The following is a 22,438-nucleotide window of genomic DNA, read 5'->3' on the forward strand; positions in this document are numbered from 1 at the left end:
CATGTGTGCGGGCGGTGCCCCGCCCGCGCACCCGCCAGGAGCATCTCAGGCCTTGGCGGCCTTCAGCATGTAGCCGAAACCTCGCTTGGTCTGGATGAGCGGCTCGCTGGAGTGCGCATCCACCTTGCGGCGCAGGTACGAGATGTAGGACTCGACGATGCCGGCGTCGCCGTTGAAGTCGTACTCCCACACGTGGTCGAGGATCTGCGCCTTCGACAGCACGCGGTTGGGGTTGAGCATCAGGTAGCGCAGCAGCTTGAACTCGGTCGGGCTGAGCTCGATCGGGGTGTCGCCGACGAAGACCTCGTGCGTGTCCTGGTCCATGGTCAGCTCACCGGCGCGGATGACCGCATCCTCGTCGGCCTGCATGGTGCGGCGCAGGATGGCCTTGATGCGGGCGACGATCTCGTCGAGGCTGAACGGCTTGGTGACGTAGTCGTCGCCGCCGACGGTGAGGCCGGTGATCTTGTCCTCGGTGTCGTCCTTGGCGGTGAGGAACAGGATGGGCGCGGTATAGCCGGCGCCGCGGAGGCGCTTGGTGACGCCGAAGCCGTTCATGTCCGGCAGCATGACGTCGAGGATGATCAGGTCGGGCTCCTCTTCGAGGACCGCGGAGATCGCCTGGGCCCCGTTGCCGACCGCCCGCACGGCGAACCCGGCGAAACGAAGGCTGGTGGTGAGGAGGTCGCGGATGTTGGGCTCGTCATCGACGATGAGAATGCGGGGTCCTGCGTTCATGGCCAACATTATCTGCGCGTCAGCTGACTCTTACCTGTGAGCCATCGGTGCGCGCCGGGTGCGGAGGTCTGGCGCCCGCAGTGGGAAGAGTGGATGCTGGAAACATGAGCGAACCCACCGTCGTCATCGCGGGCGCCGGCCTCGCCGGGGCGAGCGTCGCGACCGAGCTGCGAGAACGTGGCTTCGGAGGGCGCATCCTGCTGCTCGGGATGGAGGAGCACCGCCCCTACATCCGCCCGCCGCTGTCGAAGGAGTTCCTGAAGGGCGAAGGGGGACTGGAGGACGCGGCCGTCCATCCGGACGACTGGTACGCGCAGAACGCGGTCGAGTTCGTGCCCGGCGTCGAGGCCGGTTCTTTCGAGGCGGATGCGCACGAGCTGTTCCTCACCGACGACGGCGGCCGCATCACCTACGACAGCCTCGTGATCGCGACCGGCGCGCGGGCGCGGCAGCTCGGCGTGCCGGGCGGCGGGCACGGCGCCGTGTTCCCGCTGCGGACCCGGGAGGACTCGGTCCGGCTGCGGGACGCGCTGAGGGCCGGCGGTCGGCGCGTGGTCGTGATCGGCTCCGGCTGGATCGGCATGGAAGTCGCGGCCGCCGCCCGCGGTTATGGCAACGAGGTGACGGTGGTCGGCCACTCGGCCGTGCCGCTCTCCGGCGCGATCGGACGGGAGCTGGGTGCCGTTTTCGAGCGGCTGCACCGCGACAACGGGGTCGAGTTCCGCAACGACGCCGTGGTGGTCGGGGTCGACGGCGGCGCGCAGCAGTACGTCGTGCTCGCGACGGGCGAGCGCATCCCGTCGGATGTCGTGGTCGCCGGGGTCGGCGCCTCGCCGAACAGCCTGGTCGCGGAGCGCTCCGGCCTCGCGGTGGCGGACGGCGTGCTGACCGACAAGGGGATGCGGACCAGCATCGAGGACGTCTACGCCGTCGGCGACGTGGCGAAGCCGTTCCTGCCGGCGATCGGGCGCCACCTGCGCAGCGAGCACTGGGCGAACGCGATCGCGAGCGGGAAGGTCGCCGCGCAGGCGATCCTGGGCGAGCGCGCGTCGTACGACGACATCCCGTACTTCTACTCCGACCAATACGATCTCGGCATGGAGTATTCGGGCTACGTGCCCCTGACCGTCGGAGCCCGGGTGGTGTTCCGTGGCGACGTCGAAGCCCGCGAGTTCATCGCCTTCTGGCTGCGCAACGACCGGGTCGTCGCCGGGATGAACGTCAACGTGTGGGACGTGCAGGACGACATCCAGCGCCTGATCCGGTCGGCGGAGCGGGTGGATGCGGACCGGTTGGCCGACCAGGGCGTCGATCTTGCCGCGCTCTGAGCCGTACCTGCCGCCGCTGCGCGTGCCGGTCCGGCGGATCGGTGCGCGCACGTTCGACTTCTCGCGGCAGGTCGCCGTGATGGCCGTGGTGAACCGCACGCCCGACTCGTTCTTCGACCAGGGCCGCACCTACGCCTTCGACCGTGCCGTCGACGCGTGCTTCGAGGCGGTCGCGCTCGGCGCCGATTGGGTGGACATCGGCGGTGCGCCGTTCGCGCCCGGCGAGCCGGTGCCGGTCGAGGAGGAGATGGAGCGGGTCGTGCCGGTCGTCGCCGCCCTGCGCGCCGGGTCCGACGTGGTCATCTCGGTGGACACGTTCCACGCCGCGGTGGCCCGCGAGGCGATCGCGGCGGGGGCGACGGTCATCAACGACACGACCGGGCTGCGCGACCCGGAGCTCGCGCCGGTCGTCGCCGTGAGCGAGGCGACTCTGGTCATCACGCACAGCCTGGCCGAGCCGCGGAAGCCGTTTCCGCGGCCGCAGTACGACGACGTCGTCGCGGACGTGTCGGCGTTCCTCCTCGATCGCGTCGAGCGCGCCAGGGCCGCCGGCGTCCCCGAGGAGCGCATCATCATCGACCCGGGCCACGACCTCAACAAGAACACGCTGCACTCGCTGGAGCTGACCCGCCGCCTCAGCGAGCTGGCGGACCTCGGATATCCGGTGCTCGCGGCCGTCTCGAACAAGGACTTCATCGGCGAGACCCTCGACGCCCCGCGCGCGGAGCGGCTCGAAGGCTCCCTCGCCGCCGCGGTCATCAGCGTGATGAACGGCGCCCGTATCGTCCGGATGCACGACGTGCGCGCCTCCGTCGCCGCCATGCGGATGACGGAGGCCGTGCTCGGCCTGCGCGAGCCCGCCTACCTCAAGCACAACATGGGAGACGTGAATGACTGAGCCGCCCATCCACCGCCTGTCGCCGCTACCGTCGCAGACCGCGCTGAGCGACGACGACATCACCGCGCTCTACCTGCAGGATGCGGGCGACCCGTGGCTGCGGGTCAACTTCGTCAGCAGCGTGGACGGTGCCGCGACGCACCAGGGCCTGTCGGGCGGCCTGTCGAACGACGTCGACAGCCGCGTGTTCGAACTGCTGCGGCGCCTCTGCGATGTGGTGCTCGTAGGAGCCGGCACCGTGCGCGCCGAGGGGTACGGCGCGATGCGGGTGGGCGCGGAGTCCGCTCGGGCGCGCAGCGGGGCGGGGATGACGCCGCATCCGGTGTTCGCCATCGTCTCGGCGGGCCTCGACCTCGACCCGCGCAGCTCGATCTTCGCGGACGCCCCCGAGCGTCCCATCGTGCTGACCACGGAGCTGTCGCGGCCCGAGTCGCGCGAAGCGCTCTCCGAGGTGGCCGACGTCGTCGTCTGCGGGCGCGAGCGCGTGCAGGCCGAGCGCGGGCTCGCGGTGCTGCACGAGCGCGGGCTCACGCGCATCCACTGCGAAGGGGGCCCGCACCTGTTCGCCGACCTGATCGCCGCGCGCGCCGTCGACGAGCTGTGCCTGACGATCAGCCCGCGGCTCGAGGCCGGAACCTCGTCGCGCATCGCCACCGGCGCCGCCCCGATCGCTCCGCTCGGTCTGCGCCTCGCGCACACGCTGGCGGGAGACGACACCCTGCTGCTGCGGTATGTCCGCGGCTGAGCTCCGGCCGCACATCGACGCCGCGCTGGTCCGCATGCTGGTGGACGCGCAGTTTCCCGAGTGGCGCGCTCTCGGCATCCGGCCGGTCGAGCATGACGGCTGGGACAACCGCACGTTCCGGCTCGGCGACGAGCTGAGCGTCCGCCTGCCGAGCGCTGCCGGATACCGGGAGCAGGTCGCGAAAGAGCAGGAGTGGCTGCCGCGGCTCGCCTCGCTGCTGCCGCTGCCCATCCCGCAGCCGGTCGCGCAGGGCGAGCCGACGGACGAGTACCCGCTGCCGTGGTCGGTGTACCGCTGGCTGCCGGGCACGCCGGTCGTGCTGCGCGGCGACGTGACGCGGGATGCGGCGCTCGCCGAGGCGATCGGACGCTTCCTCGTCGCACTGCGTTCAGCGCCGGTCGAGGGCGCGCCGGGGCCCGGGACGCACAACTTCTTCCGCGGTGCGCCGCCCGGCGTGTACGGCGAGGAGGCGCTGGCCGCGTTCCCGGTGCTGGGCGGCGACGCCTCGGCGCGTGCGCATGAGGTCTGGGCCGAGGCGACCGCAACCCGCTTTGAGGGGGCGCCGGTGTGGTTCCACGGCGACGTCGCGCCGGGCAACCTGCTGGTGGATGCGGCGGGCGCGCTGTCGGCGGTGATCGACTTCGGCACCTCCGGCGTCGGCGACCCGGCCTGCGACCTCGTCCCCGCCTGGACGATGTTCGAGGGAGCGGCGCGCGACGCCTTCGTCGACGTGGTAGGGCTCGACGACGAGACGTGGGCGCGGGCGCGCGGCTGGGCGCTCTGGAAGGCGGCGATCACGGCGCGCGACCGCCCGGCGGACGCCGAGGCGCGGGCGACGCTCGCGCGCATCCTGGGCTGACGCCAGCGTCGCTCCCCGCTCCCGTGTGGGCGCGAGACTTGTGCCGAATCGTGGTCATGCCGCGTCCAGAACCACGATTTGTGCCGAATCGCGCACGACCGGCGAACCCGTGGGCGGTGAGCGTGGCGAACAATCGTGCCGAATAGCGATTGTGCCGCCGCGGAAGCGGCGATTCGTGCCGAATCGTGCGCGTTAGACGCGGCGTGCGCGTCGGCAACGATCTGACGCGCCACCAGCTGGCCGACATTCGTGCCGAATCGCCGCTATGGCGTGACGAGAACCGCGATTCGTGCCGAATGGTGCGGGTTGCGGGCCGCGCGAGGGCGACGGCGAACGTCTGACCGGCGAAAGACGGGCCGACATTCGTGCCGAATCGCCGCTATGGCGTGACGAGAACCGCGATTCGTGCCGAATGTCGGCCTAGGGCGCGCACGACGCGAAGCGGGCGCGCACGACGCGAAGCGGGCGCGCACGACGCCAAGCGGCCGCGCACGACGCGAAGCGCCGCGCGCGACAACGAAGCGCCGCGCGCTACGCCGCCTGCAGCGCGTGCGCGTCGAGGATCGTGTACGAGTAGCCCTGCTCGGCGAGGAAGCGCTGGCGGTTCTGGGCGAAGTCCTGGTCGACCGTGTCGCGCGCGACCAGCGTGTAGAAGTTCGCCGACAGGCCCGACTCTTTGGGGCGCAGCAGGCGTCCGAGGCGCTGCGCCTCCTCCTGGCGGCTGCCGTACGAGCCGGACACCTGGATGGCGACCGTCGCCTCGGGCAGGTCGACCGAGAAGTTCGCGACCTTGCTGACCACGAGAACTTTCGTGCGGCCGTCGCGGAACTCCTGGTAGAGCCGTTCCCGCTCATCCACCGGGGTCGCACCCGTCAGCTGCGGCGCATCCAGGGCCTCCGCCAGCTCGTCGATCTGGTCGAGGTACTGCCCGATCACGAGGATGCGCTCGCCCTCGTGCCGCGCGACGAGCTGCCGCACGATGTCGAGCTTCGCCGGCGCCGTGGCGGCCAGCCGGTAGCGCTCGTCGTCGGGGGCGGCGGCGTAGCTGAGCCGGTCCGACGGCGGCAGGTCGACGCGCACCTCGTAGCAGGCGGCGGGGGAGATGAAGCCCTGCGCCTCGATCTCCTTCCAGGGGGCGTCGAAGCGCTTCGGCCCGATGAGGCTGAACACGTCGCCCTCCCGGCCGTCTTCGCGCACGAGCGTCGCGGTCAGCCCGAGGCGACGGCGCGCCTGCAGCTCGGCGGTCAGCTTGAACACGGGCGCGGGCAGTAGGTGCACCTCGTCGTAGACCACGAGGCCCCAGTCCAGTGCGTCGAGCAGCGCCAGGTGCGCGTACTCGCCCTTCCGTTTGGCGGTGAGGATCTGGTAGGTCGCGATCGTGACCGGCTTGACCTCCTTCACCTGGCCCGAGTACTCGCCGATCTCCTCCGCCGTCAGAGTGGTGCGGCGCAGCAGCTCGTCGCGCCACTGCCTGGCCGAGACCGTGTTGGTGACCAGGATGAGCGTGGTCGTCTTCGCCGTCGCCATCGCCCCGGCGCCCACCAGCGTCTTGCCGGCGCCGCAGGGGAGCACGACGACGCCCGAGCCGCCGTCGAAGAAGTTGGTGACCGCCTTGCGCTGGTAGTCGCGCAGCGCCCAGCCGTCCTCTTTCAGCCCGATCTCGTGCGGGGTGCCGGGCGTGTAACCGGCGAGGTCCTCCGCGGGCCAGCCGAGCTTCACGAGCTCCTGCTTGAGCTGCCCGCGCGCCCACGCCTCCACGACGAACGTCTCGTCGTCGCGGCGCTCCAGCAGCAGCGGGGCGATGCGCTTGGCGCCCGCCACCTCCGTCAGCACCGGCAGGTCGGCGGACCGCAGCAGCAGCGTCCCCTCGTCGTCGCGCTCGATGACCAGCCGGCCGTACCGCGCGACCGTCTCGGTCATATCGACCGACACCGTCTGCGGGATCGGGAACTTGGAGTACCGCTCCAGCGTGCCCAGCATGTCCTCGGCGGTGTGCCCGGCGGCCCGCGCGTTCCACAGCCCCAGCCGCGTGATGCGGTACGTGTGGATGTGCTCGGGCGCGCGCTCCAGTTCGGCGAAGACCGCGAGGTCGTGACGCGCGTCCTCCGCGTCCGGGTGTGCGACTTCGAGCAGCACCGTGCGGTCGCTCTGGACGATCAGGGGGCCATCCGACATAGCTGCCCAGCCTACGCCCTCACGGGGTGAGCAGGCTTCAGGATGCGCTCCCGGCGAAAGCGCGGAGCCGGACGGCCGTCAGTCCGCCTGGTCGGGCGCCGGGCGCATCCCCCGCACGCTGGACAGCGGCAGCGTCCGCTCGATGTCGGCCGCGCGGTCGCGTCCGCGCAACCGGCCGCCGCCGACGCCGGTCGGTTCGAGCAGATAGTCCACGACCTGGCCGTCCGGCATCGCGACCTCGATCACGATCGGCTGCCGTGCGCGCACCGCCAGGTCGAGCTGACGGGCCAGCCAGCGCTCGCCGGTGTCGTCGCCCGCGTCCGCTTCGGCGAGCCGCAGGCGCTCGACCAGGTCGAGGTCGCGATCGTGCTCGGGGGCGGCCGCGGGATGCGCGACCCGCTGCCGCCGCAGCGTCACCTCGGCGCCGTCCGCGTCCTCGGCGACCACCGGGTAGCGGGCGTCGCTCAGCGCCCAGAACACGACGTCGCGCGGGAAGCGGCTGATCAGCTCTCCGGCGCGCCCGGACGCGAGCCGCAGGGAGGCGAGCGCCTGGTCGACGTGGATGGTGCGCAGCAGCGTCGCGTCCTCCGACCGCACCGCCGAGCGCACGCCCTCGCCGACCGCCTCGCGCACCCGGACGCGGCCGTGCCGCTCCGCCGCATCGGCGATCAGGTAGTCGACCGGCTGCGGCAGTCCCGTCAGCGAGATCGCGCTCAGGAACTCGCGGATGCCGTCCGCTGTCTCGCCGGCCGTGAGCGCTCGGTCCACCGACGCTGCCGAGATCCGGAACGTGGACGCGAGCGCGCGCGACTCCAGCTCGGCGATGCCGCGCAGCCGCGACTCGATCTCCGGTGCCAGGGGCCCCGGTGACACGATGGTCAGGTCGTGCTGCAGGTAGACGCGGTCGACCTCCGCCGGGAACTGCGCGGCCATCACGGCGGTCGCCGCCTCCGGTCCCCCCTCGACGAGCGCCGCGCCCGCCGAGCTCGGAGCCTGGTGCGCCGTCACGCCGAGCCACTCCGCGAGCCGTGTGTGCGCATCCACCCGTTGCTGAGCCTCTTCGATGGATGCGGGATACAGCCATGCGACGTGCTCGCGCAGGCTCTCGCCCCAGGCGGCCCGGCTGCGCAGCGCGAGCAGGGTGCGCAGGTCTTCGGGCAGCGCGGTCAGCCAGGCCGCCGCGAGGGCGCGCCAGCGGTCGGCCGTGGGGGAGTGCGACCAGGCGGCCGCGTCGTCCGTCGGGAGCCACATCCCGTCGTCCACCGCGACGAGCCCGGCGCGCTCGGCGGCCGACAGCGCCACCGGCACCAGGTCGGCGTCGAGCGACAGCGCCTCGGCGAGACGCTTCACAGCCGGCAGCGCCAGGCCGCCCTTCTGCAGACGTCTCGCGCCTTCGCGGCCCAGCTCCGCGAGGAGCTCCGACACCGCCGCGACGGCCTCGAAGGCCCGCTCGGCGGCGAGCCGGTCGGTGAAGCGGCGCTCGGTGTCCGGCACCGGCGCGAGCGCGGGAGGCGGGGGAGTGCCGAGCAGATCGTCGCTCGACGGCAGACCCTGCGCCGGCCAGGCGGCGAGCTGCGACGCCACGCCGTCGTACACGGCGAATGCGGGTCCGTCGGCGCTGTCGGCGGGATGCGCCAGCAGCAGGCCCATGAGGTCGTCGAGGGCCGCGGCGACGGCGTCCCGGTCGATGCCCGCGGTGGACGGTGCGTCCGCGAGTGCCGCGGCGACCGCATCCACCGTCAAGGCCCGTGCCGCCCGGCCGAGCACGACCAGAGCCGCGAGGCGCGGACGGTCGAGGGGAGCGAGGGCGCGCTGCACCGAGTCGGCGTCGAGCAGGGCGTCGGCGAGATCGAAGAAGTCGGCGACGCCGGTCCGCCGGTAGGTGCGGCGCTGCAGGGCCGCGAGGAGCGCGGCGTCGTCCAGCTCTCGCAGCCGGGCTGCGAGGGCGAGGGTGGTCGTCATCCGCCGAACCGCCGGCCGTGCGGCCTAGCGCCGGCCTTTGGGTCCGTTGGGCGCAGCGCCGGGCGCGCCGTTCGCGCGGTTGAGCGCACGGTTGCGTCGCGCGCTGACGATCAGCAGCACGATGATCAGCACGAAGGCGATCGGGAGGGCGGCGTAGGGGAAGAGGAACACGGTCGGCCAGAGGCCCTGACCCGATCCCTGGGCGGCGAACTGGCCCGCTGCGGTGCCGATGAGGATGGCCGCGATGCAGACCAGGGACACGATGACGAGCGCGGCGATGATGTAGGCGAGGATGCGCTGGAGCCGCGAAGCCGGCGGCGGGGTCTGCTGGGTCACGAAATCAAGGATAATTGAGGTTGGTCATACGATCCCCCATGCGAAGTGAGGTTCCCATGCCAACCGGCAAGGTCAAGTTCTACGACGAGGAGAAAGGCTTCGGCTTCATCAGCTCCGATGACGGCCAGGAAGTCTTCCTGCACGCCTCGGCGCTCCCCGCCGGTGCCGTCGTCAAATCGGGAACCCGTCTGGAGTTCGGCATCGCGGACGGCAAGCGCGGCGCGCAGGCCCTCTCGGTGCGTGTGCTGGAGGCTCCGCCGAGCCTCGTGAAGATGAAGCGCAAGTCGGCCGACGACATGGCGATCATCGTCGAAGACCTCGTCAAGCTGCTCGACGGCATCGGCGCGAACCTGCGCCGCGGCAAGTACCCGGACAAGGCGCACGGCGCGAAGATCGCGGCCGTGCTGCGCAAGGTCGCGGACGACCTGGATGCCTGAGCAGGGCGAGCCCGCCGCCGACGAGGAGCTGCTCGCAGCCCTCCCGCTGGCCCGCGCCGCGCTGGCCGAGATCACGCCGGAGGCGACGATCGGCGAGCCGCTCGGCCACGTCGTCGAGGGCCCGGGCGTGCTGTCCCTGCTGTTCGAGACGCGCCTCTCCGGTTACCCGGGCTGGCACTGGACGGTCACGGTCGGCCGCGCCGACGACGACAGCGAGGCCACCGTGCTCGAGGCGGAGCTGATGCCCGGCGAGGGCGCGCTGCTCGCGCCCGACTGGGTGCCGTGGTCCGAGCGCCTCGCCGAGTACCAGGCGGCCCAGGAGGCGCTCGCCGCACAGCAGGCGGAGGACGCGGACGAGTCGGACGACGACGAGGATGCGGACGAGTCCGACGACGACTTCGAGGACGAGGACGAGGACGCGGACGACCACGACGTCAACGACCTCCACGAGGACGACGACCTGGACGGGGTGGACATCGACAGCGTCGACGTCGGCTTCGACGAGGAGACCGACATCGACTCCGGCCTCGACCTGGAGGCGGAGGAGGCGGCGGCCCTCGCGGACGAGGATGACGACGACGTGTCGGAGGACGACGCGGACGAGGATGACGACGACGACGCGTTGGATGACGACTCGGACGACGCCGCCGCGGCGCCCTCAGCGCCGCCGGGTGACCGTGAGATAGCCGAGCCCGAGGACGCCTAGGACGAGTCCGACGACGATGGTCCAGATCCAGGTGCCCTCGGGGGCCCCGGCGATGAGGACGACGACGAGGGCGACCAGCCACAGGCCTAGCCCGACGAGCACGGCCCGCCGGTCGTCCGTCTTCACGGGGACCGGGTCGGGCCGACGCTCGTCGTCGCGGAGCCAGAGGCGCATGGCGCTTGTCAGCCCAGCCGCTCGACCACGTACTCGATGCAGCCGATCAGGGCCCGCACATCCGCCGGCTCGATGGCCGTGAACGTGGCGACGCGCAGCTGGTTGCGCCCGAGCTTGCGGTAGGGCTCCGTGTCGACCACGCCGTTGGCGCGCAGCGTCTTCGCGACCGCGGCCGCGTCGATCCTGTCGTCGAAGTCGATCGTCACGACCACCTGCGAGCGGTGCGCCGGGTTGGTCACGAACGGCGTCGCGTACTCCGCCTTCTCGGCCCACTCGTAGAGCGCGCCGGACGACTCGCGCGTGCGCGCATCCGCCCACGAGAGACCGCCGTTGCCGTTCATCCACGCGACCTGGTTCTCCAGCAGCACGAGTGTCGCGATGGCCGGGGTGTTGAGCGTCTGGTTGAGGCGGGAGTTGTCGACCGCGTTCTTGAGGCTCAGGAACTCGGGGATGTAGCGCCCGCTCGCCGCGACACGCTCGACGCGCTCCAGGGCGGCGGGGGAGAAGAGGGCCAGCCAGAGGCCGCCGTCGGAGGCGAAGTTCTTCTGGGGCGCGAAGTAGTAGACGTCCGACTCGCTGACATCCAGGTCCACGCCGCCTGCGGCGCTCGTCGCGTCGATGACCGTCAGCGCTCCGTCGTCGCCGTGGACGCGGCGCACGGGCGCCATCACGCCGGTCGACGTCTCGTTGTGCGGCCAGGCGTACACGTCGACGCCTGCCGTGACCTCGACCTCGCTGCGGGAGCCGCCGGGCGCCTCGATGACGTGCGGAGCATCCAGCCACGGGGTCGTCGCCGCCTTGGCGAACTTGCCGCCGAATTCGCCGAAGACCAGATTCTCGCTGCGCTTCTCGATGAGGCCGAATGCGGCAGCATCCCAGAACGCCGTCGAGCCGCCGTTGCCGACGACGACCTCGTAGCCCTCGGGCAGTCGGAACAGGTCGCCGATGCCCTCGCGCACCCGGCCGACCAGGTTCTTGACCGGAGCCTGGCGGTGGGAGGTGCCGAGCAGCTCGGCGCCGGGGCCGGACAGGTAGGCGACCTGCTCGGGGCGGACCTTGGAGGGTCCGCATCCGAAGCGACCGTCGGCGGGCAGGAGCTCAGAGGGGATCGTGACGTCCGGCATAACTGAAGTGTATTGGCTGTTGTAGAGCGGGGACGGCGCGCCCGGCGACCCCGTCCCGGCCTGCGCCGGCCTGTCAGCCGCACCAAGTAGGCTGATATCCGGCGTTCGCGCGCCGTCACGTGGAGGGGTTCATGACCGATCTGATCGATACGACCGAGATGTATCTCCGCACCATCCTGGAGCTGGAGGAGGACAACATCGTCCCCCTGCGTGCGCGCATCTCGGAGCGTCTCGGGCACTCCGGTCCGACCGTCTCGCAGACCGTCGGCCGCATGGAGCGCGACGGCCTGGTCGTCGTCTCCGGCGACCGCCACCTCGAGCTGACCGACGAGGGCCGCCGCAAGGCCGTGCACGTGATGCGCAAGCACCGCCTGGCCGAGCGCCTGCTCAGCGACGTGATCGAGCTGGAGTGGGAGTATGTGCACGAGGAGGCGTGCCGCTGGGAGCATGTGATGAGCGAGCAGGTCGAGCGCAAGCTGCTGACCATGCTCGGTCACCCCACCGAGTCGCCGTACGGCAACCCGATCCCCGGTCTGGGGGAGCTCGGCGTCGCCGACACCTCCGCATCCACCGAGAGCCTGATCAACCTGGTGGATGTTGTGCGCGGCAACAATTCCGGCGTCACCGCGAAGATCCGCCGGCTCGGCGAGCCCGCGCAGGTCGACCCCGAACTGCTGCTCCAGCTGAAGCAGGCCGGTGTTTTTCCCGGCTCCACCGGCACTTTCTCTCCGGCTGGATCGTATGTCGCCGTGCAGATCGACGGCTTCGAGCCGGGCCTCGAACTGCCCAACGAGCTGGCTGCCCACATCTTCGTCGACGCCTGAATCTCGTTACCGATTCGTTAAAAGTCGTCCGAAAGATGTGACAAACGGCATAACGTCCCGTAGTCTCTTACGAGTCCGAACGGGCCACAAACGGCCCATCAGGACCCCGGATCGTGACGCTCCACCCCCCTATCAACCCGTCTCGCGATCCGTGAAGCCGAAGCCACCCAGCTTGGGACGGGGGCAGCTCCCTAGTGCTGCCGGAGCGCTGGAGGTCACACTTTGGCACAGTCGAGCACGCCCGGTCCCGCCGAGGACCGCACGAACCCGAACCAGAGCCTTTCTTCTTCCGCCGTCTCCCGTCGCGCCGTGCGCACGACGACCGCGGCCACCGCATCCACACGCCCGGCAGGGTCGCCGGCGCGCGCTGGTGGCGCCACGTCCGGTGAGCAGCCGAAGAAGAAGCGGAAGGGCGGCTGGATCGTGAACGCCGGTGTCATCACCGTCGCCACCGGTCTCATCGCCACCATGTCGCTCCCCGCTTTCGCGTTCAACCCGAACGGCGCCGACAGCGCCGCGTTCGGCCCGAGCGCCGCCGACTCCATGAAGAAGGCGCAGTCGCAGACCGTCGAGGTCGGCGGCGTCGCCTCCGCGTCCGTCACCCGTGACGCCGCGTCGGCCACCACCCAGGAGCAGCTGAACGCTCAGAAGGCCGCGGCCGCCGCCGCTGCGGCCGCCGAGGCCGCCCGCCGCGAGGCCGCCGTGCAGTTCGCGAGCTACGCCAGCCGGGCGTCGACCGGCCCGTCGGTCTCCGACTTCCTGGCCAACCCGCCGTACCCGAACTTCAGCCTCTCGCAGGTGTTCTCGGTCGCGCAGCAGTACATCGGCACCCCGTACGTGTACGGCGGCGCCAGCCCCGCGGGCTTCGACTGCTCCGGCTACGTGATGTACGTGTACGCCCAGTTCGGCATCAACCTGCCGCACTCGGTCTCCGGCCAGGCCGCCATGGGCAAGCGCATCTCGATCGCGGACGCCCAGCCCGGCGACATCGTCATCATGGCCGGCCATGACGGCTTCTACGCCGGCAACGGCAACATCATGGATGCGCCCGACAGCGGCCGCTCCATCTCCATCCGCCCGATCTGGACGAGCGACTACTACATCGTCCGGCTGGGCATCTGACTCACCACCGGGCCTGACCGACCGGTTTCCGGGCGGTGAACACTCCGCACCACAGCACCCGAGCGGCGCGCCACGAATAGGTGGCGCGCCGTTTCTGGGTTACCCTGTCGTTCTGAGCTGCCTCGCCGCAGCCGCAGATTCGGAGGATCCGATGGCCGGAATACGTTCCGCCGGGTCGCTGAGGGCGACCGGGTGGGACGAGTGCGGCCTCGACTTCCTCGCCTGCCGCCACCACGTGGAGGCCTGCCAGCGCCACCATGTGGCCTGCCACCACCATGCCGCCGCAACCTTGGGCGCTGTCCGCACGGACAGTGCCCTTTTTGTTTGCCTCCGCACGCCCACGGGCCGTCGCCTTTTCCCGGAAGGTCGCAGATGAAGACTCTGGTTCTGAACGCCAGCTACGAACCGCTCGGCGTGATCTCGACGCGGCGGGCCGTGATGCTCGTGCTCGCCGGCAAAGCATCCACCGTCGCAGGGAGCGGGGCGCAACTCCACAGCCGCTCCCTGGTGCTGGATGCGCCGAGCGTCGTGCTCCTGAACCAGTACATCCGCGTGCCGCACCGCCGCATCCCGCTCACCCGCAAGTCGGCGCTGGAGCGCTACGGCCACGTGTGCGCGTACTGCGGCAAGTTCGGCGACACCCTCGACCACGTCATCCCGCGCGCCCGCGGCGGCACGCACACCTGGGACAACGTGGTGATCGCCTGCTTCCGCTGCAACAACGTCAAGAGCGACCGCCTCCTGTCGGAGCTCGGCTGGAAGCTGCCCTTCGAACTGAAGGAGCCCCACCTCAACATGGCGTCGCTGATCAGCATGCGCTGGAACGACCCCAACTGGGACGAGTACACGGAGCCCTGGCGGCGGCACGAGCTGCAGCTCGCCGGCTGAGGGGTCGCGTTCGCTAGGATTGGTGGGCCAGCCTCTGTAGCTCAATGGAAGAGCAGTTCCGTCCTAAGGAAACGGTTGGGGGTTCGAGTCCCTCCAGGGGCACTTCAAGTGTGCAATAAAATAGCTGGTCAGGATCGATTTTCGATGATACGAAAATCGCCAATTATTGGTTTTGCCCACAATTTGCCCCCAGGGATGCCGAAAAACTCTAAGAAACTCTAAGAGATCTTCGGTGATCTCAATGACCCGCAAACGATCGTTCGAGTACGAGTGACGACGAAGCACCTTCGAGCTTCCGTCGCTCAGAACAGCCCCGTCGCGCCCGGTCGCAGTCGAGTCGCGAAGCCGAAGACGAGGGGCCCAATGATTCGCCCTGTGATGGCTAGCGTGATCAGCGGTATGGAGTCCAGAATTCGTGCGACCGGGAGTAGGAAGAGGCCGATGACCGCGACGGCGGCGGCAATGATCGCGACGCGCTGCCAGCGGCGTCTGGGCATGATCGTGCGCAGCAGCCGGAGTGGCCGCCACCTCCGGTCGGCGGCCATGCGTCCCACTAGCGCCAGCAAAATCCAGCCGACATAGCCAAGCGACATCAGAGCGCCGGCCAGGAAGAGTGAGGCCATCACTACTGTGAGGTATTGCTCGGCGGCCCGAGCTGTGAGATCGCGATACGCGCGGTAACCGAAAATCGTGAGGACGCCGGCAGCGACGATGCAGATGGAGACCGCGAACGCCGAGAACAGCGGCACACCGCGAGCGCCGGCGCTGAGCGCAGCCCACGACTCAATTGCAGCAAGGCCAAGGAGGAACAGAGGTGGAATCACCCATTCCCGAACTCGGATGGGCGTACCGGCAGGCAGAGCCGCCCACTCGGGCTTGGGAGCAGCCTCGTTTTCCACGTAGTGCAGAGTACTAGGTGCGCAGATCTGTCAGGAGCTCGCGTTGAGGAACCCGAGCTTCCGGATGACACGCAGCGACGCCTCGTTCGCGAGCTGAGTCGAGACGACGAGCGGCTCCTCCGGAACGGCAGCACGGAACCCCACCATCGCCGCCGCACAGGCTTCGGTCGCGTAGCCGCGTCCCCAGGCATGTGACAGGAACATGTAACCGGGCTCGGCTTCGCCGCCTTCGTCTCGGACATGACCCCGCCGCTCGACCTCGCGCGCGTCGAACGTGACAATGCCGCACGTCCTGACGTCGAGCTCGACGACGCGCGAGCGTATCGGACGGGTTGGCCGACAGACCATCCGAAGTGACGTTCAACCCGACGGAAGGTGCACCCTAGGAGGAAGTCTTGGGGGCCGATCGGCCCCCAAGGCTTCGCTGGGCTCAGTGAATGAAGAGGTCAGACTTGTCGCCGCCGAAGCCCTCCAGAGGATGCGCGGTCTCTTCGTCGTCCATTACCCAGACGCGAGCATCGGGCGGAAAAGCCGCGAGCATCTCCATGAGATCGGCGACCGTCCAGTGCATGTACTCCTCGGATTCGAGAATGTAGCGATCGGTTGTTGCGGCGAGCTTGTAGCAGGCAGGGACCTTGGACATGAGGTGTCTCCACTTCGGTACAACGCGAACTAGCGTTGGAATCGGTCCCTGTTCACGCTCGCCATTGTCGCAGAGCCGTGGCCCCGTTGGCAGTGCTCGCACGGATGCGGACTGCAGTGCGGGCTCCTTCCTAACGAGGCGGGTGAGGTTGACGAAGGGCACGCATTCCGTCTCCGCGATGAGTGCGGCGAGCCAACCGATAGCAGTGTGCGGGTCGGCCGCGATCGCCCACCCGTCCATCACGTAAGTGCTGACTGTCTCAACGCATTCCTGCTTCTCCGCTGCGGTCGGGTTGGAGGACCCTTCCACGCCGAGCAGTCCGCCCCCCGGCTCCGGTGCCATGTTGTTGGTGCCGATGATGTATACCCGCATCCCACTCACTCCCAAGGTCGATCGTTTTGAGCGCCTTTCCGGCGAGTGATCGAGAGCGAGTGGGAGGCGTGTAGTGCCGGGACCGTGGAGTACCGGGGGAGCACAGCGGAGGAGGCTACGCCGCGAAAGCCCGGCACGGAGCACCGGACACGAGCTACGATCGGGCGACGGAAAGGTCCTCAACCTCAGCAAGGCAGCGCCGCGGGCGGCGTCTTCGATCGGAATCCAGGGGGCCGAAACGGATGTGGCACCGGGGTCGGCACGGAGGTCGGTGACCGCCGTCGGGCGTGAGTCTGCGGCCGCAAGCCGACGCTTCGTCGCGCAGGTTGTCTCTTTGAGTCGCAAAATTGAGCGCCGAGAATCCCGCAGATCGCTGCAACCAGGTTGACAGGGGATTCCTCCGGAACCGGGACCGCACGGGCCCTTCCACTTAAGTGCCTACGTGCATTGGACGTCTAGTTTTTCTCATCTGTCTGGTGTTCCCCCGTTTCTTCGGTCACTTATCATCGGCCTTGTTTGGTTCGGGAGGTTTGTCTTTATGGCTAGACGTTTCCCTCGGGAGTTCCGTGTTCGTGCGATCGAGTTAGTCAGGATCAGCGACCGCTCGTTGTCGCAGGTCGCCCGCGAGCTCGGTATCTCGAACTCCGCGTTGTATCGGTGGGTGGCCGAGGACGACTTCGCCAAAGCCGAGGCGGAGAAAGCCGCCGGTGTGGTCCCGGTCCTCGATGCTGATGAGCAGGCCGAGCTGGTCCGGCTCCGTCGGGAGGTGCGCCGGTTGGAGACGGAGAACGAGATCCTGAAGCGCGCGGCGGCGTATTTCGCGAAGGAGAACGTGCTCCCAAAACATCTTTCCGACTGATCGAGCAGCTGACGGCTGAGAACCCGAAACGGTTCAAAGTCGCGACGGTCAGCCGGCTGTTGGGGGTCTCCCGCTCCGGCTACTACACCTGGGCCAAACACCGAATCTCCGCTCGCAAGGCGAGGGATGAGGAGATCGCCGCGGTGATCGCCCGGCTCCGATCAGAGAAGGGGGCGTTCTTCCACACCTACGGGTCACCCAGGATGCACGCCGAGCTGCGGATGGGCCACGGGTTCCGCATCGGGCGGAAACGGGTGGAGCGGATCATGCGTGAGCGCGGCTGGGCCGGCGCCGTGAAACGCAAGTTCCGGTTCCGCACCAACCCGGCCACCAGCGAGGACAAGGTCAACCGCAACTTCCGTGTTCCTGGTCCGAACCGGCTCTGGTTGGGTGACATCACCGAGCACCACACCGCCGAAGGGAAGGTCTACTGCGCCGTCGTCCTCGACGCTTACAGCCGGCTGGCGATCGGGTGGTCGATCGGATCCCGGATGACCGCAGACCTCGTCGTCGACGCTCTTCAGATGGCCCGCTGGTGAGGTTCGGGGTCCGCGGGGCGATCATGCACTCCGACCACGGTTCCCAATACACCTCCTGGGCCTTCACCTCCCGCGTCCACGAAGCCGGCCTGATCGCCTCCATGGGCTCGGTCGGCGACTGCTACGACAACGCGATGATGGAATCCTTCTGGTCCGGTATGCAGATCGAACTCCTCGACAGTCAACCCTGGGCCACCAGACGGCAGTTGGGGACCGCGATGTTCTCCTGGATCGAAGCCTGGTACAACCCCCGCCGCCGGCACTCCTCGTTGGGCTACCACTCACCGGCGGACTACGAGAAAATCGTCCCGACGACAGTCACCCTGGCTGCCTAAGACGACACATCAAACTGTCCGAGGAACCGGGGGAAGATCACCTTGCATCCTTGTCTCGTCTGATCCGTTCCTTCTCGCTCTCTCTGCGTCGCTTCATCCCCGAGCCCTTCTCATTTGGGGATGCACCCCGCTTGTTGCCGGTCCAACCGCAGTCGAAAGCTCTTCTTTAGCGCCCATTCGTATTCAGCAAGGCGCGGGGGTGGCAGTCTGTGAGCGAAGGTCCATCCCGAGCTGCCCCGCGACGATGCCCGAGACGGTTTAGTCGCGCAGACTGGTGGCGCAAACGCAATGGCACTGAAAAACCCCATCGGCACGACGCTGCAATCAGATCGAGGATCTCAATTTCGTTCGCGGAAATACGTCGAATTTCTGCGAGCGAGCGGTATCACCGGGTCGATGGGACGAGACGGCGCATGCGCGGACAACGCCGCAATGGAGTCGTTCTTCTCGCTGCTGAAGAAGAACGTCCTGAACAATAAGCAATGGCCGACACGACAAGAGTTGCGACTGGACATTGTCACCTGGCTCGAGCGCACCTACCTTCGCCGACGCCGGTAACGACGACTCGGACGACTAACGCCGATCGAGTTCGAGATAATCAACTCAACGGCCACTCGAGCGGCCTGAGAACCCCAAATGAGACGTGTCACCGGATCTACAGCAGTCCCAGTTACCATTCGCCAACCTCAAGCAGGAGCGTAGCTGAGTCCAGCCGCTCTCCATGCCATGGGCAACTGGTTCGGCGGCGTTCACCTTGACGGTTAATGCTCCCGACAGCATCCAACGCGGCACACCTGCGTCGCGGCGCAGCATGGCACAGACCAAACTCGCCGCTACCTTTGGGACAGAAGTATTACAGCAACTTGAGGCGCACGCGCAGGAGACACAACATGGCACCGACGACCAAGGAAGCTCAGCGTACCGAGCTACACAAGACGATATGGAAGATCGCGAACGAGCTTCGCGGCTCAGTCGATGGCTGGGACTTCAAGAGCTACGTGCTCGGCATGCTCTTCTATCGATTCATCTCCGAGAATCTCACTGCGTATCTGAATGACCTGGAGCGCAAGGCTGGCGACTCTGATTTCGACTACGCAAGCATCTCTGACGCCGAGGCTGAGTCTGGGCGTGAGGATACTGTGCAGGAGAAGGGCTTCTACATTCTGCCTTCGGAGTTGTTTGTCAACGTCCGACGGAGCGCGTCCGAGAACGAGAACCTGAACGAGACGCTGGAGCAGGTCTTCCGCAACATCGAAGGTTCAGCCGTCGGAGCCGACAGTGAAGACGACATCAAGGGTTTGTTTGACGACCTCGATGTGAACTCGGCGAAGCTCGGCAACACGGTCACGCGCCGCAATCTCAAGCTCGTCATGCTGCTCGACCAGATCGGCAACCTCAACCTCGGTGACTTCACCACGCACGAGATTGATGCGTTTGGGGACGCCTACGAGTACCTCATGCAGATGTACGCCTCGGACGCGGGCAAGTCAGGTGGCGAGTACTACACACCCCAAGAGGTGTCCGAGCTTCTCGCTCGTCTCACGGTTGTCGGCAAGACCGAGGTTAACAAGGTCTATGACCCGGCTGTCGGCTCCGGTTCGCTCCTTCTGAAGTTCCAGAAGGTGCTCGGGCCGCACGGCGTTCGGCGTGGCTACTTCGGCCAGGAGATTAATCTGACCACGTACAACCTTGCCCGTATCAACATGTTCCTGCACGACATCCCTTACGAGCAGTTCAACATCGCTCACGGCGACACGCTCACCGAGCCGGCGCACTGGGATGACGAGCCGTTCGAGGCGATCGTCTCCAACCCGCCTTACTCGATCAACTGGGAGGGCGATTCAAATCACCTCCTGTTGGGCGACGACCGGTTCGCGCCGGCGGGAGTCCTCGCGCCGAAATCCAAGGCAGACCTCGCCTTCACGATGCACATCCTGTCGTGGCTCGCGGTGAACGGAACAGCTGCGATCGTCGAGTTCCCGGGCGTGCTGTACCGCGGCGGAGCTGAGCAGCGGATTCGTAAATACCTTGTCGACAACAACTTCGTGGATGCGGTCATACAGTTGCCGCCAGACCTATTCTTTGGTACTTCTATCGCGACGTGCATCGTCGTACTCAAGAAGTCGAAGAAGACCAACGACGTGCTCTTCATCGATGCGACGAGCAAGGCGGATCGGGTGGGCAACAAGAACAAGCTCAGCCCGGATCACCAGCGAGACATCCTTGAAGCATTCGCCGACCGCGTGCCAATCGATCACTTCGCGGTGCTCGTTACAAACAGCGATATCGAAGCGAACGCCTACAACATAGCGGTCTCCTCCTACGTCCGGCAGGCGAACACTCGCGAGCACGTTGACATCCACGCGCTCAATGCTGAAATCGCGCAGATCGTTGCCCGCCAGGTTGCCCTTCGCGCATCGATCGATGAGATCGTCGCTGGGCTTGAAGGAAACTCGCATGCGACTGTCTGAGGTGCTGAACAAGGCACCCGACACCGCGACGGCGCAGGTTGAGGGATTCCTTGGGTTCCGGAAGATCGGCTGGGGTCAGCATCGCAACATCGAAGTCGGCAAGATCGTTCGGAACTACTTTTGTCTGGGATGCGGGGATCTGCGCTCTTTCTACTCAGGGGAGAAGCTCTCTTGCCTGATTACTGGCGAGCGATCGATCAGCGTGGATGCGACCTTGCGCTGCTACGCCTGCGACTCAACTGCTGAGGCATGGTTCCTAGTTGGGTGCGAGGATGACCTGTTCTCTCAGTCACCGTCCGTCTTTCTTGAGCGTTACACCGAGAATCGGCGCGACTCCGCTGGCATCGGTGGAGCTGAGCATGTCGACGACCTATTGGAGCGCGCCCAGATCGCCTACGACGATCACCTCGGCGCTGGAGCGATGATCTACCTGCGAAAGATCTTTGAGTCAGTCACGATCCAAGCTGCCCAGGCGGTTGGCATATCGACGACCCAGAAGAACGGGTGGCGCAAGAAGTTTCGTCCGCTCCTGAAGGAGGTCGACGAAAAGAGCCGCATCATCCCGCACGAGTTCACAGCAAATGGGTACACGCTCTTTAGCGAGCTCAGCGAAGTTATCCACGGTGACTCGGATGAGGATGAGGCGCTGAGTAAGTACGCCCCATGCCGTCGTCTCGTCATTGGGATCGTGAGCAACATCCGGAACAATCAGGAAATGACTCAGGCAGTCGCCTCCCTCGGCTGGTCGGATTCGGGAACCTCCGTGACGATCGTTGAAGGAGGTGCGGCATGAGTCAGATCGAAGACCTCGTGGGGCGTCTGGCGACAGGGGTGGAGGGCAAGAACCTCGGGGATGTCGGGGATTTCATCCGAGGCACCGGCCTCCAGAAGGCGGATCTGACCACGGCGGGAACGCCGGCCATCCACTACGGGCAGGTTCATACGCTGTATGGAATTTGGACGGAATCTACGCAGTCATTTACGGATCCCGAGTATGCGAAGAAGCTCCGCCGAGCCCGACCTGGCGACTTGGTGATCGCGACCACGAGCGAGGACGATCAGGCGGTAGGGAAGGCGACTGCCTGGCTGGGCGAGTCAGAGGCTGCTGTGAGCGGAGACGCATACATCTTCCGGCACTCGCTTGATCCGCGATACGTTGCCTACTTCTTCCAATCGGACTCCTTCCAGTCCCAGAAGGCGCGGCACATCACCGGCACCAAGGTGCGTCGGATCTCAGGAACTTCCCTCGCGAAGCTCCGTATTCCTGTGCCGCCTCTGGACGTTCAGCGAGAGATCGTCCATGTCCTGGATCGATTCACAGAACTCGGCGCGACCCTCATCGAGGAGCTTGAGGCGCGGCAAATCCAGTACGGGCACCTGGCCAGCATCCTGCTCCAGAATGATGACGTTCCACGTGCGCGACTTGGCGACGTCGCGACGATTGTTCGAGGTGCCTCACCTCGGCCGATCCAGAGCTTCATCACCGATGCAGATGACGGCGTCCCTTGGATCAAGATCGGTGATGTGTCGGCGAGTGGCAAGTTCATCACTCGAACGGCCCAGCGCGTAACACCCGAGGGTGCCGCAAAGTCGCGACGCGTGCGTCCTGGGGACTTCGTGCTGTCCAACTCTATGAGCTTTGGGCGGCCGTATATATCAAAGATAGACGGGGCAATTCATGACGGTTGGCTCGCCATCAGCGAGTTCGACGACGCGTTCGTGCCCGACTACCTCTACCACCTGCTGCGCTCCGCCCCACTGCAAGAAGAGTTCGCACGCCGTGCGGGGGCAGGCACCGTCAAGAATCTCAACGCAGAGATCGTACGGGCGGTGGAGGTGCCGCTTCCAACGCGAAAGGTTCAGGAACGGGTCGTGGCTCTTCTCGACAAGTTTGACGCGCTCGTCAACGATCCAGAGATCGGGCTTCCGGCCGAGATCGCCGCGCGTCAGAAGCAGTATGAGTACTACCGCGACCGACTCTTCACGTTTGAGGAGCGTTCGTAG

At 67.3% G+C, this 22,438-nt stretch carries 24 protein-coding genes, 1 tRNA gene and 1 pseudogene; 17 read left to right on the top strand and 9 right to left on the bottom strand.

What is annotated here, in order from left to right; genetic code table 11:
* Nucleotides 1-45 precede the first annotated feature (45 nt).
* Nucleotides 46-738, bottom strand: a complete 693-nt coding sequence (locus ACR9Y5_RS05835; RefSeq protein WP_018191755.1) for a response regulator transcription factor — start codon at nucleotides 736-738, stop codon at nucleotides 46-48.
* A 104-nt stretch (nucleotides 739-842) separates the two neighbouring features.
* Between ACR9Y5_RS05835 and ACR9Y5_RS05840 the strand changes: the two genes are divergently transcribed.
* From ACR9Y5_RS05840 to ACR9Y5_RS05855, 4 genes are read left to right on the top strand one after another with little or no spacing between them, the layout of a single operon-like run.
* On the top strand, nucleotides 843-2,066 hold the full coding sequence (locus ACR9Y5_RS05840; RefSeq protein ID WP_481297076.1) for an NAD(P)/FAD-dependent oxidoreductase: 1,224 nt from the start codon (nucleotides 843-845) through the stop codon (nucleotides 2,064-2,066).
* Nucleotides 2,020-2,964: a dihydropteroate synthase gene (gene folP, locus ACR9Y5_RS05845; RefSeq protein ID WP_481297077.1), complete on the top strand. Its 945-nt coding sequence runs from the start codon at nucleotides 2,020-2,022 to the stop codon at nucleotides 2,962-2,964. The genes ACR9Y5_RS05840 and folP overlap by 47 nt, the downstream gene beginning before the upstream one ends.
* Nucleotides 2,957-3,709, top strand: a complete 753-nt coding sequence (locus ACR9Y5_RS05850; protein WP_481297078.1) for a pyrimidine reductase family protein — start codon at nucleotides 2,957-2,959, stop codon at nucleotides 3,707-3,709. The genes folP and ACR9Y5_RS05850 overlap by 8 nt, the downstream gene beginning before the upstream one ends.
* On the top strand, nucleotides 3,696-4,568 hold the full coding sequence (locus ACR9Y5_RS05855) for an aminoglycoside phosphotransferase family protein (RefSeq protein WP_481297079.1): 873 nt from the start codon (nucleotides 3,696-3,698) through the stop codon (nucleotides 4,566-4,568). The genes ACR9Y5_RS05850 and ACR9Y5_RS05855 overlap by 14 nt, the downstream gene beginning before the upstream one ends.
* A gap of 531 nt (nucleotides 4,569-5,099) precedes the next feature.
* On the opposite strand, the gene ACR9Y5_RS05860 is transcribed toward ACR9Y5_RS05855, so the two are convergent.
* The 3 genes from ACR9Y5_RS05860 to ACR9Y5_RS05870 form a co-directional block, all read right to left on the bottom strand.
* The gene (locus ACR9Y5_RS05860; protein WP_481297080.1) at nucleotides 5,100-6,743 is read right to left on the bottom strand and encodes a DNA repair helicase XPB; all 1,644 of its coding nucleotides are present in this window, start codon (nucleotides 6,741-6,743) and stop codon (nucleotides 5,100-5,102) included.
* Nucleotides 6,744-6,821: 78 nt separating this feature from the next.
* Entirely contained in the window at nucleotides 6,822-8,705 is a 1,884-nt protein-coding gene (locus ACR9Y5_RS05865; protein ID WP_481297081.1) for a helicase-associated domain-containing protein, read from the bottom strand.
* Between the two features lie 24 nt (nucleotides 8,706-8,729).
* A complete protein-coding gene (locus tag ACR9Y5_RS05870; protein ID WP_481297082.1) occupies nucleotides 8,730-9,041 on the bottom strand; it encodes a hypothetical protein in 312 nt (103 codons plus the stop codon).
* Nucleotides 9,042-9,097: 56 nt separating this feature from the next.
* Between ACR9Y5_RS05870 and ACR9Y5_RS05875 the strand changes: the two genes are divergently transcribed.
* Entirely contained in the window at nucleotides 9,098-9,478 is a 381-nt protein-coding gene (locus tag ACR9Y5_RS05875) for a cold-shock protein (RefSeq protein ID WP_020077081.1), read from the top strand.
* Nucleotides 9,471-10,184 carry a DUF3027 domain-containing protein gene (locus ACR9Y5_RS05880; RefSeq protein WP_481297083.1) on the top strand — a complete coding sequence of 238 codons (714 nt, stop codon included), beginning with the start codon at nucleotides 9,471-9,473 and terminating at the stop codon, nucleotides 10,182-10,184. Before ACR9Y5_RS05875 ends, ACR9Y5_RS05880 begins: the two co-directional genes overlap by 8 nt.
* Here the strand turns inward: ACR9Y5_RS05880 and ACR9Y5_RS05885 are convergent.
* On the bottom strand, nucleotides 10,137-10,358 hold the full coding sequence (locus ACR9Y5_RS05885; RefSeq protein WP_481297084.1) for a DUF2530 domain-containing protein: 222 nt from the start codon (nucleotides 10,356-10,358) through the stop codon (nucleotides 10,137-10,139). The genes ACR9Y5_RS05880 and ACR9Y5_RS05885 overlap by 48 nt on opposite strands.
* 8 nt (nucleotides 10,359-10,366) lie before the next feature.
* Nucleotides 10,367-11,482 (bottom strand): phosphoserine transaminase, encoded by a 1,116-nt coding sequence (serC, locus tag ACR9Y5_RS05890; RefSeq protein ID WP_481297085.1) that lies wholly within the window; start codon nucleotides 11,480-11,482, stop codon nucleotides 10,367-10,369.
* Between the two features lie 131 nt (nucleotides 11,483-11,613).
* Here serC and ACR9Y5_RS05895 point away from each other — a divergent pair, with 131 nt between their 5' ends.
* The 4 genes from ACR9Y5_RS05895 to ACR9Y5_RS05910 all read left to right on the top strand — a co-directional run bounded on the left by ACR9Y5_RS05895 (nucleotide 11,614) and on the right by ACR9Y5_RS05910 (nucleotide 14,418).
* Nucleotides 11,614-12,306, top strand: coding sequence for an iron-dependent transcriptional repressor DtxR (locus ACR9Y5_RS05895; RefSeq protein WP_481297086.1), 693 nt, complete (start codon nucleotides 11,614-11,616; stop codon nucleotides 12,304-12,306).
* A gap of 309 nt (nucleotides 12,307-12,615) precedes the next feature.
* Nucleotides 12,616-13,428 (top strand): C40 family peptidase, encoded by an 813-nt coding sequence (locus ACR9Y5_RS05900; protein WP_481297087.1) that lies wholly within the window; start codon nucleotides 12,616-12,618, stop codon nucleotides 13,426-13,428.
* A gap of 372 nt (nucleotides 13,429-13,800) precedes the next feature.
* On the top strand, nucleotides 13,801-14,316 hold the full coding sequence (locus ACR9Y5_RS05905; protein WP_310130575.1) for an HNH endonuclease: 516 nt from the start codon (nucleotides 13,801-13,803) through the stop codon (nucleotides 14,314-14,316).
* 30 nt (nucleotides 14,317-14,346) lie between these two features.
* Nucleotides 14,347-14,418, top strand: a tRNA-Arg gene (locus ACR9Y5_RS05910).
* 200 nt (nucleotides 14,419-14,618) lie between these two features.
* Here the strand turns inward: ACR9Y5_RS05910 and ACR9Y5_RS05915 are convergent.
* The 3 genes from ACR9Y5_RS05915 to ACR9Y5_RS05925 all read right to left on the bottom strand — a co-directional run bounded on the left by ACR9Y5_RS05915 (nucleotide 14,619) and on the right by ACR9Y5_RS05925 (nucleotide 16,230).
* Nucleotides 14,619-15,215, bottom strand: coding sequence for a hypothetical protein (locus ACR9Y5_RS05915; protein WP_481297088.1), 597 nt, complete (start codon nucleotides 15,213-15,215; stop codon nucleotides 14,619-14,621).
* A 30-nt stretch (nucleotides 15,216-15,245) separates the two neighbouring features.
* Nucleotides 15,246-15,563: a GNAT family N-acetyltransferase gene (locus ACR9Y5_RS05920; protein ID WP_481297089.1), complete on the bottom strand. Its 318-nt coding sequence runs from the start codon at nucleotides 15,561-15,563 to the stop codon at nucleotides 15,246-15,248.
* 82 nt (nucleotides 15,564-15,645) lie between these two features.
* Nucleotides 15,646-16,230: a hypothetical protein gene (locus ACR9Y5_RS05925; protein ID WP_481297090.1), complete on the bottom strand. Its 585-nt coding sequence runs from the start codon at nucleotides 16,228-16,230 to the stop codon at nucleotides 15,646-15,648.
* 538 nt (nucleotides 16,231-16,768) lie between these two features.
* Between ACR9Y5_RS05925 and ACR9Y5_RS05930 the strand changes: the two genes are divergently transcribed.
* From ACR9Y5_RS05930 to ACR9Y5_RS05960, 7 genes and pseudogenes are all read left to right on the top strand, one after another.
* A complete protein-coding gene (locus tag ACR9Y5_RS05930; protein WP_481297091.1) occupies nucleotides 16,769-17,089 on the top strand; it encodes a transposase in 321 nt (106 codons plus the stop codon).
* Between the two features lie 8 nt (nucleotides 17,090-17,097).
* Complete coding sequence (locus ACR9Y5_RS05935; RefSeq protein WP_481299524.1) at nucleotides 17,098-17,628, top strand: IS3 family transposase; 531 nt, start codon at nucleotides 17,098-17,100, stop codon at nucleotides 17,626-17,628.
* Nucleotides 17,625-17,963 (top strand): transposase, encoded by a 339-nt coding sequence (locus ACR9Y5_RS05940; RefSeq protein WP_481297092.1) that lies wholly within the window; start codon nucleotides 17,625-17,627, stop codon nucleotides 17,961-17,963. Before ACR9Y5_RS05935 ends, ACR9Y5_RS05940 begins: the two co-directional genes overlap by 4 nt.
* A 318-nt stretch (nucleotides 17,964-18,281) precedes the next feature.
* Nucleotides 18,282-18,590: pseudogene (locus ACR9Y5_RS05945) on the top strand (integrase core domain-containing protein); the annotation flags it as partial.
* Between the two features lie 263 nt (nucleotides 18,591-18,853).
* Entirely contained in the window at nucleotides 18,854-20,434 is a 1,581-nt protein-coding gene (locus ACR9Y5_RS05950) for a type I restriction-modification system subunit M (protein WP_481297093.1), read from the top strand.
* A complete protein-coding gene (locus tag ACR9Y5_RS05955; protein ID WP_481297094.1) occupies nucleotides 20,421-21,227 on the top strand; it encodes a hypothetical protein in 807 nt (268 codons plus the stop codon). Before ACR9Y5_RS05950 ends, ACR9Y5_RS05955 begins: the two co-directional genes overlap by 14 nt.
* Entirely contained in the window at nucleotides 21,224-22,438 is a 1,215-nt protein-coding gene (locus ACR9Y5_RS05960) for a restriction endonuclease subunit S (RefSeq protein WP_481297095.1), read from the top strand. The genes ACR9Y5_RS05955 and ACR9Y5_RS05960 overlap by 4 nt, the downstream gene beginning before the upstream one ends.

It is taken from the genome of Leifsonia sp. KNZ13-11D (assembly GCF_056754895.1).

What these genes read in the sequence shown, in the direction of transcription:
- ACR9Y5_RS05835 (WP_018191755.1), bottom strand. Translation starts at nt 738, where the DNA reads ATGAACGCAGGACCCCGCATTCTCATCGTCGATGACGAGCCCAACATC.
- ACR9Y5_RS05840 (WP_481297076.1), top strand. Translation starts at nt 843, where the DNA reads ATGAGCGAACCCACCGTCGTCATCGCGGGCGCCGGCCTCGCCGGGGCG.
- folP (WP_481297077.1), top strand. Translation starts at nt 2,020, where the DNA reads ATGCGGACCGGTTGGCCGACCAGGGCGTCGATCTTGCCGCGCTCTGAG.
- ACR9Y5_RS05850 (WP_481297078.1), top strand. Translation starts at nt 2,957, where the DNA reads ATGACTGAGCCGCCCATCCACCGCCTGTCGCCGCTACCGTCGCAGACC.
- ACR9Y5_RS05855 (WP_481297079.1), top strand. Translation starts at nt 3,696, where the DNA reads ATGTCCGCGGCTGAGCTCCGGCCGCACATCGACGCCGCGCTGGTCCGC.
- ACR9Y5_RS05860 (WP_481297080.1), bottom strand. Translation starts at nt 6,743, where the DNA reads ATGTCGGATGGCCCCCTGATCGTCCAGAGCGACCGCACGGTGCTGCTC.
- ACR9Y5_RS05865 (WP_481297081.1), bottom strand. Translation starts at nt 8,705, where the DNA reads ATGACGACCACCCTCGCCCTCGCAGCCCGGCTGCGAGAGCTGGACGAC.
- ACR9Y5_RS05875 (WP_020077081.1), top strand. Translation starts at nt 9,098, where the DNA reads ATGCCAACCGGCAAGGTCAAGTTCTACGACGAGGAGAAAGGCTTCGGC.
- ACR9Y5_RS05880 (WP_481297083.1), top strand. Translation starts at nt 9,471, where the DNA reads ATGCCTGAGCAGGGCGAGCCCGCCGCCGACGAGGAGCTGCTCGCAGCC.
- ACR9Y5_RS05885 (WP_481297084.1), bottom strand. Translation starts at nt 10,358, where the DNA reads ATGCGCCTCTGGCTCCGCGACGACGAGCGTCGGCCCGACCCGGTCCCC.
- serC (WP_481297085.1), bottom strand. Translation starts at nt 11,482, where the DNA reads ATGCCGGACGTCACGATCCCCTCTGAGCTCCTGCCCGCCGACGGTCGC.
- ACR9Y5_RS05895 (WP_481297086.1), top strand. Translation starts at nt 11,614, where the DNA reads ATGACCGATCTGATCGATACGACCGAGATGTATCTCCGCACCATCCTG.
- ACR9Y5_RS05905 (WP_310130575.1), top strand. Translation starts at nt 13,801, where the DNA reads ATGAAGACTCTGGTTCTGAACGCCAGCTACGAACCGCTCGGCGTGATC.
- ACR9Y5_RS05920 (WP_481297089.1), bottom strand. Translation starts at nt 15,563, where the DNA reads ATGGTCTGTCGGCCAACCCGTCCGATACGCTCGCGCGTCGTCGAGCTC.
- ACR9Y5_RS05925 (WP_481297090.1), bottom strand. Translation starts at nt 16,230, where the DNA reads ATGCGGGTATACATCATCGGCACCAACAACATGGCACCGGAGCCGGGG.
- ACR9Y5_RS05930 (WP_481297091.1), top strand. Translation starts at nt 16,769, where the DNA reads ATGGCTAGACGTTTCCCTCGGGAGTTCCGTGTTCGTGCGATCGAGTTA.
- ACR9Y5_RS05950 (WP_481297093.1), top strand. Translation starts at nt 18,854, where the DNA reads ATGGCACCGACGACCAAGGAAGCTCAGCGTACCGAGCTACACAAGACG.
- ACR9Y5_RS05955 (WP_481297094.1), top strand. Translation starts at nt 20,421, where the DNA reads ATGCGACTGTCTGAGGTGCTGAACAAGGCACCCGACACCGCGACGGCG.
- ACR9Y5_RS05960 (WP_481297095.1), top strand. Translation starts at nt 21,224, where the DNA reads ATGAGTCAGATCGAAGACCTCGTGGGGCGTCTGGCGACAGGGGTGGAG.